At 69.3% G+C, this 16,048-nt stretch carries 14 protein-coding genes; 5 read left to right on the top strand and 9 right to left on the bottom strand.

Going from position 1 to position 16,048, the window contains the following annotated elements; translation table 11 throughout:
* Positions 1–147 precede the first annotated feature (147 nt).
* Both AB0I18_RS39600 and AB0I18_RS39595 read right to left on the bottom strand, forming a co-directional pair.
* Positions 148–378, bottom strand: coding sequence for a hypothetical protein (locus AB0I18_RS39600; protein WP_363110578.1), 231 nt, complete (start codon positions 376–378; stop codon positions 148–150).
* Between the two features lie 59 nt (positions 379–437).
* The gene (locus tag AB0I18_RS39595) at positions 438–1,382 is read right to left on the bottom strand and encodes an SPFH domain-containing protein (protein ID WP_363110577.1); all 945 of its coding nucleotides are present in this window, start codon (positions 1,380–1,382) and stop codon (positions 438–440) included.
* Between the two features lie 260 nt (positions 1,383–1,642).
* On the opposite strand from AB0I18_RS39595, the gene AB0I18_RS39590 reads away from it, so the two are divergent.
* Positions 1,643–3,991, top strand: a complete 2,349-nt coding sequence (locus AB0I18_RS39590; RefSeq protein ID WP_363110576.1) for a transglycosylase domain-containing protein — start codon at positions 1,643–1,645, stop codon at positions 3,989–3,991.
* 126 nt (positions 3,992–4,117) lie between these two features.
* Here AB0I18_RS39590 and AB0I18_RS39585 read toward each other — a convergent pair whose 3' ends face one another.
* The 3 genes from AB0I18_RS39585 to AB0I18_RS39575 all read right to left on the bottom strand — a co-directional run bounded on the left by AB0I18_RS39585 (position 4,118) and on the right by AB0I18_RS39575 (position 8,836).
* Positions 4,118–6,304 (bottom strand): SpoIIE family protein phosphatase, encoded by a 2,187-nt coding sequence (locus tag AB0I18_RS39585; RefSeq protein ID WP_363110575.1) that lies wholly within the window; start codon positions 6,302–6,304, stop codon positions 4,118–4,120.
* Positions 6,305–6,685: 381 nt separating this feature from the next.
* Positions 6,686–7,378, bottom strand: a complete 693-nt coding sequence (locus AB0I18_RS39580) for a DUF402 domain-containing protein (RefSeq protein ID WP_363110574.1) — start codon at positions 7,376–7,378, stop codon at positions 6,686–6,688.
* A 72-nt stretch (positions 7,379–7,450) separates the two neighbouring features.
* Positions 7,451–8,836 carry a class II fumarate hydratase gene (locus tag AB0I18_RS39575; RefSeq protein WP_363110573.1) on the bottom strand — a complete coding sequence of 462 codons (1,386 nt, stop codon included), beginning with the start codon at positions 8,834–8,836 and terminating at the stop codon, positions 7,451–7,453.
* A gap of 315 nt (positions 8,837–9,151) precedes the next feature.
* Between AB0I18_RS39575 and AB0I18_RS39570 the strand changes: the two genes are divergently transcribed.
* Positions 9,152–9,706 (top strand): response regulator transcription factor, encoded by a 555-nt coding sequence (locus tag AB0I18_RS39570; RefSeq protein WP_363110572.1) that lies wholly within the window; start codon positions 9,152–9,154, stop codon positions 9,704–9,706.
* Between the two features lie 130 nt (positions 9,707–9,836).
* Here AB0I18_RS39570 and AB0I18_RS39565 read toward each other — a convergent pair whose 3' ends face one another.
* The 3 genes from AB0I18_RS39565 to AB0I18_RS39555 all read right to left on the bottom strand — a co-directional run bounded on the left by AB0I18_RS39565 (position 9,837) and on the right by AB0I18_RS39555 (position 12,701).
* Positions 9,837–10,199, bottom strand: a complete 363-nt coding sequence (locus AB0I18_RS39565) for a hypothetical protein (RefSeq protein WP_363110571.1) — start codon at positions 10,197–10,199, stop codon at positions 9,837–9,839.
* 108 nt (positions 10,200–10,307) lie between these two features.
* A complete protein-coding gene (locus AB0I18_RS39560) occupies positions 10,308–10,718 on the bottom strand; it encodes a hypothetical protein (RefSeq protein ID WP_363110570.1) in 411 nt (136 codons plus the stop codon).
* Between the two features lie 315 nt (positions 10,719–11,033).
* Positions 11,034–12,701 carry a fumarate hydratase gene (locus AB0I18_RS39555; protein WP_363110569.1) on the bottom strand — a complete coding sequence of 556 codons (1,668 nt, stop codon included), beginning with the start codon at positions 12,699–12,701 and terminating at the stop codon, positions 11,034–11,036.
* Positions 12,702–12,890: 189 nt separating this feature from the next.
* On the opposite strand from AB0I18_RS39555, the gene AB0I18_RS39550 reads away from it, so the two are divergent.
* Together AB0I18_RS39550 and AB0I18_RS39545 are read left to right on the top strand one after the other, a co-directional pair.
* The gene (locus tag AB0I18_RS39550; RefSeq protein WP_363110568.1) at positions 12,891–13,586 is read left to right on the top strand and encodes a DUF1707 domain-containing protein; all 696 of its coding nucleotides are present in this window, start codon (positions 12,891–12,893) and stop codon (positions 13,584–13,586) included.
* A gap of 162 nt (positions 13,587–13,748) precedes the next feature.
* Positions 13,749–14,129 carry a WhiB family transcriptional regulator gene (locus AB0I18_RS39545; RefSeq protein WP_363110567.1) on the top strand — a complete coding sequence of 127 codons (381 nt, stop codon included), beginning with the start codon at positions 13,749–13,751 and terminating at the stop codon, positions 14,127–14,129.
* Between the two features lie 188 nt (positions 14,130–14,317).
* Here the strand turns inward: AB0I18_RS39545 and glpX are convergent, their stop codons facing one another.
* Positions 14,318–15,349 carry a class II fructose-bisphosphatase gene (gene glpX / locus AB0I18_RS39540; RefSeq protein ID WP_363110566.1) on the bottom strand — a complete coding sequence of 344 codons (1,032 nt, stop codon included), beginning with the start codon at positions 15,347–15,349 and terminating at the stop codon, positions 14,318–14,320.
* 125 nt (positions 15,350–15,474) lie between these two features.
* On the opposite strand from glpX, the gene AB0I18_RS39535 reads away from it, so the two are divergent.
* A complete protein-coding gene (locus AB0I18_RS39535) occupies positions 15,475–15,993 on the top strand; it encodes a DUF4245 domain-containing protein (protein ID WP_363110565.1) in 519 nt (172 codons plus the stop codon).
* Positions 15,994–16,048: the final 55 nt, after the last annotated feature.

The following is a 16,048-nucleotide window of genomic DNA, read 5'->3' as shown; positions in this document are numbered from 1 at the left end:
ACGAACCCGCAGGCCAGGCCCGATTGTCACGGTTCCGCTACTGGCCCCGTAAGGGGCGCGGGGCTGTATCGATGTGCGGCTCCGCCACGTGGGCGCGACCAGCCCCCACCGACCCGCGGCCAAGGTCATACGCAGACAGCAGGCCCCCTACTCCTCGGCCTCCCCGGAACGGGGAGGCCGCCCCCGCCGAGGAATCGGCCCCGCCCCACCCGGCAGACGCCCCGACTCCGCGAGAGCCCGCCGCAACAGAAACTCGATCTGCGCGTTGGCCGAGCGCAGCTCATCCCCGGCCCACCGCGCCAGCGCCTCGTACACCAGCGGATCGAGCCTCAGCAGCACCTGCTTGCGCTGCTGCTGAGCCCGCCGCCTGGGGGGCACCCCCTCGGGCGCCCCCTCCGAACGTTCCGGCTCCGAACGTTCCGGCTCCGAAGACGAGGTCACTGGTAGAGGGACCCGGTGTTGAGGACGGGCTGCGGAGCCCGGTCGCCGCACAGGACCACCATCAGGTTCGACACCATCGCCGCCTTCCGTTCGGAATCCAGCTCGACGATGTCCCGCTCGCTGATCCGCGCGAGCGCCGCCTCGACCATGCCGACCGCGCCGTCCACGATCTGCCGCCTGGCGGCGACGACCGCGCCCGCCTGCTGCCGCTGGAGCATCGCCGAGGCGATCTCGGGCGCGTACGCGAGATGCGTGAAGCGGGACTCGATGATCTGGACGCCGGCCGCCTCCACGCGCGCGTGCAGTTCGACGGCGAGCTTCTCGGTGATCTCCTCCGCGTTGCCCCGCAGCGACAGGCCCTCCTCGTCGTGCGCGTCATAGGGGTACTCGATAGCGATGTGCCGCACCGCCGCCTCGGTCTGCGTGGAGACGAACTCCAGGAAGTCGTCCACCTCGAAGGAGGCCTGCGCGGTGTCCTCCACCCGCCACACCACGACCGCGGCGAGCTCGATCGGGTTGCCGTAGGCGTCGTTGACCTTGAGGACGGCCGTCTCGTGGTTGCGTACCCGCGTCGAGATCTTGGCGCGGGAGGTGAGCGGGTTGACCCAGCGCAGGCCGTCCTCGCGGATCGTCCCCCGGTAGCGGCCGAAGAGCTGGACGACGCGGGCCTCGCCCGGCGCCACCATGTTCAGGCCACACATGGCGACGAAGGCCGCGAGCCCGATCAGGATGCCGAGCACGATGAGCACGGCCTTGCCGCCGGTGGAGTCCACCACCGTGGCGCCGACGACCATTCCGACGCCCAGCAGTAGTCCGACCAGGCCGAGCAGCAGGGCGAGTCCGCCGCCGATGCTGTGCGCGGCGAACTCCCGTACGCGCGGGGCGGGCATCTCGGGTACGTCTACGGCGCCCGGTGAGCCGTGCGAGTCATGCGTTGACATGGGTGTATCCCCCGTTTCGTGGTCCTGCCGCTCATGTTTGGAGCGCATAGCTTCGATCTAGCTAAATGATATCACTTTACCCGCCATGGCAACCTTCTACCCCTTCCGATGGTCGGTTCCATGGGGACAGGTGCTGATTCTCACGTCCGTAAAAGGCTGGATCGGCGAACCTTTGTCCCCACGTGCGGTGTTAGTTTGCTGAGCTGACCCGAGCGGCGAACCTGTGAGACACACGAGACGGAAGCGGAGCGGTCGGACCCATGGGACGAGCGGAAGAGAGACGTGCGCGGCAGCGTGGTGGCCACCGTGCCGCGCCGAAGCGCTCGTCCAAGGCCGGCGCCAAGGGCAGCGCCAAGAGCGGTATACGCCGCTTCTTCACCTGGAAGAAGCTCCTCGGTACGTTCTTCGGCCTCATCCTGCTCGGCATGGCCGCCTTCGTCGCGCTGTACCTGATGATCGGCATCCCCCAGGGCAACGCCGCGGCGACGCAGCAGAGCAACATCTACAAGTACAGCGACGGCACGGTCCTCGCCCGCGACGGCGTGCTCAACCGCGAGATCGTCGACCTGGACCAGATACCCAAGAAGGTCCAGCAGGCGTTCGTCGCGGCCGAGAACAAGTCCTTCTACAAGGACGCCGGCGTCGACCTCAAGGGCACCACCCGCGGTCTCATCAACACGCTCTCGGGCAAGGGCAAGCAGGGTGGCTCGACGATCACCCAGCAGTACGTCAAGAACTACTACCTCACGCAGGACCAGACCGTCACGCGCAAGCTGAAGGAACTGGTCATCTCGCTGAAGGTGGACCGCCAGTACTCCAAGGACGACATCCTCGCCGGCTACATCAACACCAGCTACTACGGCCGCGGCGCGTGGGGCATCCAGGCCGCCGCGCAGGCGTACTACCGCGTCGACGCCGACAAGCTCAAGGTCGAGCAGGGCGCGTATCTCGCCGCCCTGCTCCAGGCTCCGAGCCAGTACGACTGGGCGGTCGCGAGCGACACCGGCAAGGAACTGGTCAAGCAGCGCTGGGCCTACGTACTGAACAACATGGTCGAGGAGAACTGGCTGAGCGCCGGCGAGCGCGACGCCCTGAAGTTCCCCGTGCCGAAGAACCCCAAGGGCGCGCCCGGCATGGAGGGCCAGGCCGGCTATCTGGTGGAGGCCGCCAACACGGCGCTGGAGAAGCAGCTCGTCGCCCAGGGCACGGCCGCCGACACGGACGAGGCCGCGACGCTGGTCAAGGCGGGCGGCTGGACCATCACGCTGAACGTCGACAAGAAGAAGCAGACCCAGCTGGAGAAGGCCGTCAAGGCCAAGCTCACCGGCAAGCTCGACGCCAAGGAGCGGAAGGTCGACGCCGACGTCCAGGCCGGTGCCGTGTCCGTCGACCCGAAGACCGGCAAGGTCCTCGCGATGTACGGCGGCGTGGACTACGTGGAGCACTTCAGGAACAACGCGACACGCCGCGACTACCAGCCCGCCTCCACCTTCAAGCCGCTGATCCTGGCCGCCGCCGTCGCCAACGACTCGGAGACCCAGGACGGCACACCGATCACGGCCAACACGATCTACGACGGCACGAGCGGGCGCACCGTCAAGGACGACGGCAAGAAGGTCGGCTTCTCGCCGCCGAACGAGGACGAGGTCGACTACGGCGACGTCACCGTCCAGACCGCGATGAACAAGTCCATCAACTCCGTCTTCGCGCAGATGGGCGTCGACGTCGGCATGGACCAGGTCATGCAGACCGCGGGCGAACTCGGCATGGACGTCAAGGGCCTGCAGGCCGTGCCCGCCCAGACCCTCGGCACGATGGGCGCGAGCCCGCTGGAGATGGCCGGTGTCTACGCGACCCTCGACAACCACGGCAAGAAGGTCACCCCGACCCTCCTGAAGTCGGTCGAGCACAAGGACCGCGCGGTCAAGGTCCCGGACCCGATCGGCGAACAGGTCATCAGCCGCGAGGCCGCCGACACGGTCACCTCGGTGCTGACCGGCGTGGTCGACGACGGTACGGCCAAGACCTCCGTACGCGACAACCCGGCGCGCGACGGCCAGCAGGTCGCGGGCAAGACGGGTACGTCCGACTGCAACAAGTCGGCCTGGTTCACCGGTTACACCCCGAAGCTCGTCACGTCGGTGGGCCTGTTCGGTGAGGCGGCGAAGGCGGGCACCACACGGTGCGGGACCGACAAGCCCGTGAAGGTCAACGAGGGCGGTCAGGTCACGCTGCAGGGCGCGGCCGGCGGCAGCCGCGTCAACGGCGGTGGCTTCCCGGCCCAGATCTGGGCGGCGTACACCTTCGACGCGATGGGCGGTGTCTCCAAGTTCGACCTGGACACCAAGCAGGGCGCGGGCGTCAAGCCGACGCCCAAGCCGACGCCGACCGTGACGCAGGAACAGACGGACGAGCCGTCGGACGAGCCGACGACCAGTGCCCCGCCGACGAGCGAGGAGCCGTCGGACGAACCGTCGGACGAGCCGTCGAGCGAGGAACCCTCGGACGACCAATCGACGCCGCCGCCGCAGTCCTCGCCTCCGGCCTCGACGACGTCACCGCCGATCGACTTGCCGGGCGACGACTCGGAAGCCAGACCGGACGATTAGTGACGGCCGCGGTGTGACGAGGTACGACGAGGGCGCCCGGAGCCGAAATGGCTCCGGGCGCCCTCGTCGTTCAACAGGCAGGCAGGGTCTGAAGGCGGCGGTTCGATTCCGGGAGGGGGCGCCTGCTCACCCCCGGTTCAGCTCGAACCAGACCACCTTTCCGGTGCTCAGCCGGGTCGCGCCCCACCGTCTGGCCAGTTTGTTCACCAGGTAGAGACCGCGGCCGCCCTCGTCCGTGGCCCGCGCCTGCCGCAGCCGCGGCAGCTGCGGCACGTCGTCGCCGACCTCGCAGCGCAGTACGTCCGTACGCAGCAGACGCAGTGAGACGGGCTTCGTCGCATAGCGCACGGCGTTCGTCACGACCTCGCTGACGAGCAGTTCCACGGAGTCCGTGAGGTCCTCCATCTCCCAGCGGACGAGCGCCTTGCGGGCCAGTCGGCGGGCCCGGCCCGGCGCGGCGTCCTCGGGGTCCAGGTGCCAGAGCGCGACGTCACTGGGCGCGATCCCGTCGAACCGGGCGGCGAGCAGCGCGATGTCGTCGTCCCGGTCGCCCGGACCGAGCATGTCGAGCACCTCGTCGCACAGCGCCTCCAGCGGCGGCGGATGGTCCGCGCCGGTCAACTGGGCGGTGGCGGCGAGCCGTTCGCGCAGCTGCTCTATCCCGGTCCACACGTCGCGCAGCCGCGACTCGACCAGGCCGTCGGTGTAGAGCACCAGGGTGGCTCCGGCGGGCGCGTCCAGCTCGACCGCCTCGAAGTCGACCCCGCCCACGCCGATGGGGGCGCCCGGCGGTACGCGCAGTACCTCGGCCCGGCCGCCCAGGTGCAGCAGGACCGGTGGCGGGTGGCCCGCGTTGGCGATGGTGATGCGGTGCGCGACCGGGTCGTACACGGCGTACAGGCAGGTCGCCATGCGGTCGGTGCCAAGCCGCTGGGCCTGCTCGTCGAGATGGTGCAGGACCTCCTGGGGCGGCAGGTCCAGGCCGGCGAGGGTCTGCGCGGTGGTGCGCAGCTGGCCCATGATGGCCGCCGAGGTCATGGAGTGGCCCATGACGTCACCGACGACGAGGGCGACCCGGCTGCCCGGCAGCGGAATCGCGTCGTACCAGTCGCCGCCGACCCTGGCGGTCTCCGCGGCCGGAAGATAACGGGACGCCAGCCGCACACCCGTGGGGCGCGGCAGGGTCTCGGGCAGCATGGTGCGCTGCAGCTCGTCGGCGATGTACGCCTCGCGCCCGTACAGCACCGCCTTGTCGATGCCGAGCGCGCTGTGCGTGGCGAGCTGGGCCGCGACCAGCAGGTCGTCGGTCTCGAACGCGGGCCGGTCCGGGCGGCGCAGGAAGAGCGCGGCGCCGATCACCCGCCTGCGGCCACGCAGTGGGGCGAGGATCGCGCGCTGGCCGCCCGGCACGGTCAGCTCGTCGCCGATCAGCTCGGGCAGCGCGGCACGGGCGGCGAGCGCGTCCGCGAAGACGGGCCGTACGCCGCGCAGCACCTCGGCGAGCGCGCCGCCGGGCCGCACTGTGCACAGCTCGGCGGTGATCCCGATGTCGGGCTCGGGCTGCAGTGCGGGCAGCAGGAAGCCCTCGGTGTCCCGGTCCTCCGGGATCCGGTCGGTGCGCCGCAGGCGCAGCACGACGGGCCCGGTGGGCCGTTCGTCGCCCACCGGCAGCGGGTCGCGCAGGTAGACGAGGATCGCGTCCGAGAAGGTCGGCACGGTGGCCCGGCACAGCCCCATCACGATCTCGTCGAGGTCGATACCGCGGGCGATCCGCCGGGTGGCGGCCCCCACGAAGCGCAGCCGGTCGCCGTCCCGCCGCATGGGCATGGGAGTGCCCGGCGCGGGCCCCTGTCCCGTACGCCGCTCCAGGCCGCTCTGGACGGCGGCCGTCTCGCCGGCCGACTGGGCCGGGACCGACTCGGGCGACGGGCGCGGACGGTGCGGATCGGGCTCCGTGGCGGACGGCTGGGAGTGCTCGGGTCCTGAACCGGCGGGGGCGTCGGTCGGACCGTGACCGCCGGAGGGCGCGGGTGGGCCCTGGCTGCCGGCCGGGGGCCCGGAAGCGGCGGGCGTGTCCGTGGCGGCACCGCGGGTCTCCGCGGGCACGGGCGAGCCGATGGGTACCTGACCGCCGGGCACGGGCGGGCCGTCCACCCCGCCCGGTCGTCCCTGTGCGGGTAAGGCGGGAGAGCCGGGGGAGCCCTGCTGGGGCTGCTCCGGGGTACGCAGAAGCGCCCCGCGGGGGTCCGCGGGGGCGGTGGGCCGGGCAGCGCTTGGCTGGCGGCGCTCGTGGGAGGTGGGGTGCTCCGTCACGCGTGTCGAATCCATCCGTCCGGTGCTGCGCGCCGTGCGTGCAGTTCGTCCCGCAGAAAACCCGATACCCGGAATGTGTGCCCCAGGAACGGAATCCCCGCGTGGTGAGACAGCCTGTCAGAGACGGACCCGTCCGGCACCGGTGGGAACAACCCCGCCTGCCGCCTACGGACCGTACCGCTGTGGCCCTCGTACCCCTCGCTCACGTCCTGCCGCCCCTCGGTGACGTACGGTCAAGCCCAGCGCCCGTTCCGGGAGTTGCCGCTCCGCGCCCGCCTGTCACCCGACCACCACTCCTCAACGATGGTGCTGCGCACCGACCCTGGCCACTCGTTGCGGAGGACGATCCTACGGTTCTACCACGGGGGCGCATCAAGGGTCTCATGTGGACACGTGCGCGGGCGTACGATCCCAGTCGTCGGGCAGCGCCGGGACGGACCAGGACGGATCCGGGCGCCAGTGCTGCCAGCCGTCCGAGAACGGCGTTCCCCAGGCGTTGATCACCTCCACCGCGGACCGCCCCGCCTCCCGCACCCGGGCGGCCACTTGAGCGTCCATCAAACCGTCCCGCTGGGCCTGCGCGAACTCGTCCTCGTCGCGCCAGCCCCAAGTCCGGTCCGGATACACCGTGATGTCGAGGAAGTGGTCCTCGGAGTCCACCCCGCCGTCCCATCTGGCCAGCGGTTCCTCCAAGTTGACGTACCAGTTCTTGAACTGCCAGCCGGGCTCCCAGAACAGCCACACCGACCACGGCTCGCCGGGCCGCGCCAGCTTCAGCACGCCCGTGCCGAACCAGCGGTCGCGCTGGACGGTACGCGGCTTGGTGTAGCGGGATTCGAGCGGCTCGACGTGCACGGACGTTCCGTCGGTCAGGACGGGTTTGACACATTCCGTCCCGGGCGCCATCCACACGGCGAGCAGCTCGTCGTCGTCCTGTACGACCGTGACCGGGCGCACGATATGGAAGCGTGCGCCGGCGTTCTCCCGGTAACGCCACAGGATCTGACTCCCGGCGTTCCAATACGCCGCCGACCCGCCCGCTTCCACCTGTGTCACCGCTCCACCCTCTGCCATGAACAGATATTAGGTGCCCATGGCATACGACGCTGCGGTGCGCGTCACGGTTCGCGCGATGGCCGGATGTCGTTACGGCCGCGTCATCCGCAGGACATCCAGGGCCTCGTCCAGCTGCTCCAGGGTGAGGTCGCCGCGGTCCACGTACCCGGACTCCAGCACGACCTGGCGGATGGTCTTCCGCTCGGCCAGCGCCTTCTTGGCGACCTTCGCGGCCTCCTCGTACCCGATGTACTTGTTCAGCGGCGTCACGACGGACGGCGACGACTCGGCGTACTCGCGGGCCCGTTCGCGGTTCGCGGTGATCCCGTCGACGGTCCGGTCGGCGAGCAGCCGCGAGACGTTGGCGAGCAGCCGGACCGACTCCAGCACGTTCTTCGCGATGACCGGAAGCATCACGTTGAGCTCGAAGTTGCCCGCGGCTCCGGCGGTGGCGACGGTCGCGTCGTTTCCGGCCACCTGCGCGGCCACCATCAGCACGGCCTCGGGAAGGACCGGATTGACCTTCCCGGGCATGATCGACGAGCCCGGCTGGAGGTCGGGCAGGTTGATCTCGGCGAGCCCGGTGCGCGGCCCGGAGGCCATCCACCGCAGATCATTGGCGATCTTGGTCAGCCCGACGGCGATGGTCCGCAACTGCCCGCTGGTCTCGACGATCCCGTCCCGCGCGCCCTGCGCCTCGAAGTGGTCGCGGGCCTCGGTGAGCGGCAGCCCGGTGGCCCGCGCGACCTCGGCGATCACGGCGGCGGAGAACCCGGGCGGTGTGTTGATCCCGGTACCGACGGCGGTGCCCCCGAGGGGGAGCTCGGCGAGGCGGGGGAGCGAGGCCTGGAGCCGCTCGATCCCGTACCGCACCTGGGCGGCGTACCCGCCGAACTCCTGCCCCAGCGTCACCGGCGTCGCGTCCATGAGATGCGTACGCCCGGACTTCACGACGTCGGCGAACTCGGCGGACTTGCGCGCGAGAGAGGCGGCGAGGTGGTCGAGGGCGGGGATGAGGTCGCGGGTGACGGCGGCGGTGGCGGCGATGTGGATGGAGGACGGGAACACGTCATTGCTGGACTGGGACGCGTTCACATGGTCGTTGGGATGTACGTCCCGGCCGAGCCGTTCCGTCGCCAGCGTGGCGATGACCTCGTTGGTGTTCATGTTGGACGAGGTGCCCGAGCCCGTCTGGAACACGTCCACGGGGAAGTGCTCGTCCCAGCGACCTTCGACGACCTCGTCCGCGGCGTCCTGGATCGCCTCGGCGATGTCCTTGTCGAGCACCCCCAGCTCGGCGTTCACCCTGGCGGCGGCCGCCTTGATGCGGGCGAGCGCCTCGATGTGCGCGCGCTCGATCCGTTGCCCGGAGATCGGGAAGTTCTCCACGGCGCGCTGTGTCTGGGCCCGCCACTTGGCGTCCGACGGTACGCGGACCTCGCCCATGGAGTCGTGCTCGATGCGGTATTCACTCATACCCGGTACAGCGATCGGGTGGGCCCGGATGTTCCGGGTGACACGACGGTTGCCTGGTTTCCATACCTTTGCGTATGACGTTCCACATATCCGCTACGCGCCGGTAGCAGGTATGAATTTTCAAGGACACCGGAGTGAGTCACCCCACGAGACTCCGTGCCACCCCCACATGGAGACATCGTGCAAGGTCAGGGCGATTACCAGACGGTCTCTGTCGATGTGACATCCCTGTCCGTCGCTCTCGTCAGCCGCCACGGCGTCAAACCGCCCTCCCTGTCCGGGAGCGGTGTTCGGCTGGTCCGGGAACCGAGCGAAATGCGCCCGAGTGACGACGTCCTGCTGCTCTACGGAGTAGGCATGGGTCAGGAACTGCGGCGCTTCGCGGCCGAGACGGAGGGCGCGCTGCCGCCCGCCGCGGTGCTCGCGCCCTGGCTCGACTGGGACGACGTCTCCCTGGCACTGGACAGCGGGGCTGTGAGCTATCTGCTGGAGAACCGGTACGGCCTGCTGCTCGACGAGGCGTTGGTGTGCACCTATCGCGGCGCCAGCCTGCTCGATCCGGCGATCGCCGCGGAGCAGGTCAGACTCGCTCGCAGGGCGAGAACGCGGGAGGCGTCGGAGGACGGCGGCGATGCGGCCACGGCGGTGCCCGACGGTCTCCCCCGGCTCTCGCTGCGGGAGCGGCAGGTCATGGAGCTCCTTGCCGCCGGGCGCGGGGTCAAGGAGGTGGCCGGCGAACTGTTCCTGACCGACAAGACCGTCAGGAACTATCTGAGCCGCATCTACCGCAAGCTCGAAGTGCGGAGCCAGTCGGAGGCGATCCTGAGGTGGCTCGGGCACCTGGGGCCCGCCGCACCCGGTGGCCGGTGAGACGCGGCGGGGTCGGGTCACGATGGGTCCGGTCACGGCGGGTCCGGTCACGACGGAGGGCCGGCCGGTTCGGGTGAACCGGCCGGCCTCGCGTTCCCGGGGCGCTACGGGCGAAGCCCGTGGCCGGGGATCAGGTGATGTTCCAGGTGGTCGCGTCCGGAGCGATGTACGAGTTCGTCCGCAGCTCGGACTGCGGGCCGCAGTTGTCGTCGTGCCATTCGAAGCGGACGGTCTCACCGGTGTTCACCGAGAAGCTGCCGTTCTGGAAGCTCCCGCCGGCGTTGAAGGAGTACGGGCCGCCGATCCGGCCGGAGCCGGACTCGGGCTCCGCCGTGATGTAGACGCAGTTCGCCCCGCTCGGAATCGCCGAGGCGCTGACGTTGATCTGGGTGATGGTCGCGGCGGAGGCGGGCGAGGTCGCCAGTGCCACGGCGGAGGCCGCCGCCACAAGTGCGACCGGAACAATTCGGCGTGCGCGAATGAGCTTGCTCATCGTGGTTCCTTTTTTCGAGTCCGCGAAGAGAACGGACAAAGGAGAAAGGGGGGAGGAGGGAGAGAAGAGAAGGCGGGCAGAACGGTGGTTCTGCCGGACGGACGGCTGTCAGGCGTTCCGGCAGACGCTGATGTCGCCGTCGGTCCAGCCGCTGTCGGAACAGACGAAGACGGCCGCGCTCCGCGCCCGGACCAGTACGTGCGAGAAACTGTTCTTCGGGTCGGGCCCGCTGTAAGTCAGGGTGTAGGCGATGCCCGACCCGATCTGGGAACCCTGGCACGACTTGTCGGTGAACGAGTCGATGGTGATGCTGTCGCCCTCGGAGAGCTGCCAGCCCGTGGCGAGGTTGCCCGAGCCGTTGACGGCCGTGCAGGTCGAACCGGTCCCCGCGACGGTCACCTTGACGCTGTTGGTGCCGCTGAGCAGGCCGACGGACCCGCCCTGGACCTGTAGCGGGACGAGGCCCCCGTTGGGCTGCCGCAGCGCGGCGAAGGCGGAGCCGCCGGAGGCCACGACCATGCCGAGTCCGGCTCCGCCGGCGAGCAGCAGTGCCAGGGATCTGTTCAGAAAACGCTTTTGCGATCGTGCCGTTTTTGACACAGTGGTTCCTTTTCATGCGTGGGGGGTGGGCGCTGCGTGGGGAACTCGCTTTCGGGCGAGTTGCAGCGTGGACCAAGGATTTCTTTTCGGAAGCCGTCGTCGATAGAGGTAAATGACCTCAATCCCCGAGGTGTTGCCGGGGCACGGCACGGTCCGAGAGGAAATACCACGCATGAACAAGGAGACAACTAGGAGACAGGGAGCTGAACGGCGAAAGCCGGACAGGCCCGCGCGTTACGCCAGACCCGGCCCCCGCACCGGAATCGACGTGAACGTGGGCGCCGGTGCCGGGTCCTTGAAGAAGTCGTTGCCCTTGTCGTCGACCACGATGAACGCCGGGAAGTCCTCGACCTCGATCTTCCAGACGGCCTCCATGCCGAGCTCCTCGTACTCGACGACCTCGACCTTCTTGATGCAGTCCTGGGCGAGCCGGGCCGCGGGCCCGCCGATCGAGCCGAGGTAGAAGCCCCCGTGGGCGTCGCACGCGTCGGTGACCTGCTGCGACCGGTTCCCCTTCGCGAGCATCACCCTGGAGCCGCCCGCCGCCTGGAACTGCTCGACGTACGAGTCCATCCGCCCGGCGGTGGTCGGCCCGAAGGAGCCGGACGCGTACCCCTCTGGGGTCTTCGCGGGCCCCGCGTAGTACACCGGGTGGTCCTTCAGGTACTGCGGCATCTCCTCGCCCGCGTCCAGCCGCTCCTTGATCTTGGCGTGCGCGATGTCGCGCGCCACGACGAGCGGCCCGGTGAGCGACAGCCGGGTCTTCACCGGGTACTTGGTGAGCTCGGCGAGGATGGCGTCCATCGGCTGGTTCAAGTCAATCTTGACCACGTTGTCCGACTCGTCGAGATGCTCGTCGGTGGTCTCCGGGAGGAAGCGCGCCGGGTCCGTCTCCAGCTGCTCCAGGAAGACCCCCTCGGCGGTGATCTTCGCGACGGCCTGCCGGTCCGCGGAACAGGACACGGCGATCGCGACGGGGCAGGACGCCCCGTGCCGCGGAAGCCGGACCACGCGTACGTCGTGGCAGAAGTACTTGCCGCCGAACTGCGCCCCGATCCCGATCTTCTGCGTCAGCTCGAAGACCTTCTGCTCCAGATCCTTGTCCCGGAACCCGTGCCCGAGCTCGCCGCCCTCGGCCGGAATCTCGTCCAGGTAGTGCGCGGACGCGTACTTCGCGGTCTTCAGGGCGTACTCCGCGCTCGTACCGCCGACGACGATCGCCAGGTGGTACGGCGGGCAGGCGGCCGTACCGAGCGACCGGATCTTCTCCTCCAGGAACTTCATCATGGAGGCCTCGTTCAGGACGGCCTTCGTCTCCTGGTAGAGGAACGACTTGTTGGCAGAGCCGCCGCCCTTGGCCATGAAGAGGAACTTGTAGGCGCCGCCGTCGGCCGCGTACAGCTCGATCTGGGCGGGGAGGTTGGAGCCGGTGTTCTTCTCCTCCCACATGGTCAGCGGGGCCATCTGGGAGTAGCGCAGGTTCAGGTTCTTGTACGCGTCGTAGATGCCGCGTGAGAGGGCCGCCTCGTCGCCGCCCGCCGTGAGTACGTTCTGCCCGCGCTTGCCCATCACGATCGCGGTGCCGGTGTCCTGGCACATGGGGAGGACGCCCGCGGCCGCGATGTTCGCGTTCTTCAGGAGGTCCAGTGCGACGAACTTGTCGTTGTTCGACGCCTCCGGGTCGTCGATGATGCGGCGCAGCTGAGCCAGGTGCGCGGGCCGCAGGTAGTGCTGGATGTCGTGGATGGCCTCCTCGGCGAGCTTGCGCAGCGCCTCCGGCTCGACCTTGAGGAACGTGCGCCCGTCGGCCTCGAAGGCGGAGACACCCTCGGAGGTCACCAGCCGGTACGGGGTGGTGTCCTCTCCCTGGGGGAGCAGATCGGTGTACGCGAACTCAGGCATCTCGCCCATTCCTCACTCGACAGACAGCGTGCGGCCTCCGTTGGCAGCGTCCACCAGCGTAGAACCTGGCTCGGACAGCGAGTTTGTGAGGTAAGGCTCAGTTCGGTCGCCGGCCGGTCCCGCGACGGGTTTTCCACAGGGCGGGACAAGGGGTAGTCGCGATCTATCGCGTTTGGGTACGCTGCTGCCGTGGACCTTCAGAAGCACACCGAACCCGGCCTTCGGCCCCACGCCGACCTGCGGGCCTCCGACGCCGACCGTGACCGGACCGCGGACATCCTGCGCGAGGCACTCGCCGAGGGCCGCATAGACGCGGAGGAGCACGCCGAGCGGGTCGAGGAGGCCTACCGCGCGAAGACCGTCGGCGAGCTCGCGCCGCTCGTCCGGGACCTGCCCGCGGCCCACCGGTCGCACTCGGCGGCGACGTTCGCGCCGGCGCCGAACCGCCCCACTCCGGGCACGGTCCCGCCGGTCGCCGACGAGAACGTGGTGGCGGTGTTCAGCGCCGCGATCCGCAAGGGCCGGTGGCGAGTCGGCCGTCGCACGCACGCGTACGCGATCTTCGGCAGCGTGGAGATAGACCTCAGCGAGGCGGTCTTCGAGCACCGGCAGGTCGTGATCAAGGCGATCTCGGTCTTCGGCAGCGTGGAGATCCGCGTCCCGGAGAACGTGTCGCTGAGGGGCAGCGGCGGCGGAGTCCTCGGCAACTTCGAGGTGGACACGCTGGATTCGGGTGAGCGGGACGCACCCGTGGTCTATGTGGACGGACTGGCCGTGCTGGGGACCATCGAGGCAAAACCCAAGCGGGGCAAGGTGATTGAGGACCTCATCGACCGCATCGGCGACCGGGTGAACGACAAGTTGCGCAAACATCTTGGACGTTGACGGTCGCGAATTGCCCGGCACGCGGAGGGTATTGGTCCAGAAGTGGCCATCCTGTGACGGCGAGAACTCCGGCGCTTCGGAACTGAGTGCATAGGCACGCGCACAGCGGGTAGGCCTTGCTGCATCGTCTCTCGCTCGCGAAGCCGTCGTCAGGAGTAGACCGTGCTGCATCCGCCGCATCAGTCCCTGCAGGTCGCCGCCGTTCCGCCCCAGCGGGTTCCGGTGCGCGAGAGGGACCAGGACGCCCCTTGGCACACGGAGGCCGTGTGCCGCCGCGATGAGGCCGGGCTGTTCTTCGCGCCCTCCAAAGAACCCACCGCCGCCAGGCTGTCCCGGGAGGAGGCGGCGAAGCGGGTCTGCGGGCGTTGTCCCGTGATGGTCGAGTGCCGCGAACACGCGCTGCTGCAACCTGAGCCGTACGGAGTCTGGGGTGGACTCACCGCCGCCGAGCGCCGTGTGGTCCTGGCCCGGCGCCGCCGCCGCGACCTGGAACTCCAGAAGGCCGCACGCTCCACCACGGGAACGATAGCCGCGGCCGGCTGACCGGCACGTACGGAAAGGGGCGCCCTCCGCACAGGGGCGCCCCTCAGCGTGCCAAAATCCGCCGTTCCGTCGCTGTATGCGCTGGTCAGGGCAGGCGCGCCCCTTAAGGGGCGCGGGGAACTGCGCGACCAGCCACAACGAACCCGCAGTTACTCACGACCGGTAGTTCCCCGGCCCAACCGACGGAGTTACTTGGCCCGGTCGAAGTCGATGGCGCTGTACGCCCGCAGCTTCGAAAGCCGGTGCTCGGAAGTGATCTGCCGCACCGTCCCCGACTTGGACCGCATCACGATCGAGTCCGTCGTGGCCGTCTCGGCCCGGTAGCGAACCCCCCGCAGCAGCTCACCGTCGGTGATCCCGGTCGCGACGAAGAAGACGTTCTCGCCGGAGACCAGGTCGTCGGTGAACAGGACGCGGTCGAGGTCGTGCCCCGCGTCGACGGCACGCTGCCGCTCCCCGTCGTCCTTGGGCCACAGCTTGCCCTGGATGGTGCCGCCCAGACACTTCACCGCACAGGCGGAGATGATGCCCTCGGGCGTACCGCCGATGCCGAGCAGCAGGTCGATGCCGGTGCCCTCGCGCAGCGCCAGGATCGAGCCCGCGACGTCGCCGTCGGAGATCAGCTTGATGCGCGCGCCGGTCTCCCGGATCTCCTTGATGATCCCGTCGTGCCGCGGCCGGTCGAGGATGACGACGGTGACGTCGTCCGGCGTGGACCGCTTGGCCTTGGCGACCCGGCGGATGTTCACGGACACCGGGGCGTTGATGTCGACGAAGTCGGCGGCCTCGGGCCCGGTGACCAGTTTGTCCATGTAGAAGACGGCGGACGGGTCGAACATGGTGCCGCGGTCGGCGGCGGCCAGCACGGCGATCGCGTTCGTCATGCCCTTCGCGGTGAGCGTGGTCCCGTCGATCGGGTCGACGGCGATGTCGCACTCGGCGCCGGTCCCGTCGCCGACCCGTTCCCCGTTGAAGAGCATCGGGGCCTCGTCCTTCTCGCCCTCCCCGATGACGACGACGCCGTTCATCGAGACGGTGGAGACGAGGGTTCGCATGGCGCGTACCGCCGCGCCGTCGGCGCCGTTCTTGTCGCCGCGGCCGACCCAGCGGCCCGCGGCCATCGCGGCGGCCTCGGTGACCCGGACGAGCTCCAGGGCGAGGTTTCGGTCGGGGGCCTCGGAGGGGACCTCGAGTTCGGACGGCAAGTGATGCTCGGTCATCGGAGCGCACCTTTCTGATACGACGACGGCCGGATGAGGGTTCGGGCCGACTCTATCCCCAGTCCGACAAAATGAGCAGGGGACCCCACGGATGAGCAGACCAGTACACCTGCGACGATGAGTACGTGGCAGGTACGAAAGGCAAGCAGTCGGTCCGGGACATGGTGCTGTCCCTGGGCCTGATCGGCATCGTCGCGGGGTTCATCTACATCTTCATTCCCAATGACGACTCGGAGCCCCCTCTCAAGCGGGTCGACTACCGCGTGGAACTCCTCACGGCACGCCGTGCGGCGGCCTATCCGGTGGCGGCGCCCGAGGGGTTGTCCAAGGAGTGGAAGGCCACGTCGGTGCGGTTCCAGGGCGTCGAATTCGACGCCTGGCACCTCGGCTTCCACGCCCCCGACGGTGAGTACGTGGCGATCGAGCAGTCGACTCAGCGGCCCGCCGCGTTCATCGACGAGGTCAGCCAGGGCGCCGAGGAGACGAACGCCACGCAGCGCGTCGGTGAGCGCTCCTGGGAGCGGTACGAGGGCGCGAAGTACGACGCTCTCGTCCTCCGGGAGAAGGGCTCCACGACGGTCGTGACCGGCACGGCGTCCTTCGCGCAGCTGACGAAGATGGCGCAGGCCCTGAAGACGGAGTAGGGCCCGCACGTATACGGGGCAGGGCCCGCACGCATGACGACGGCCCCCGGCATTC

The sequence above is a fragment of the Streptomyces sp. NPDC050704 genome (assembly GCF_040654355.1).
GTDB lineage: Bacteria > Actinomycetota > Actinomycetes > Streptomycetales > Streptomycetaceae > Streptomyces.
This window is presented reverse-complemented; position numbering and strand designations above follow the sequence as displayed.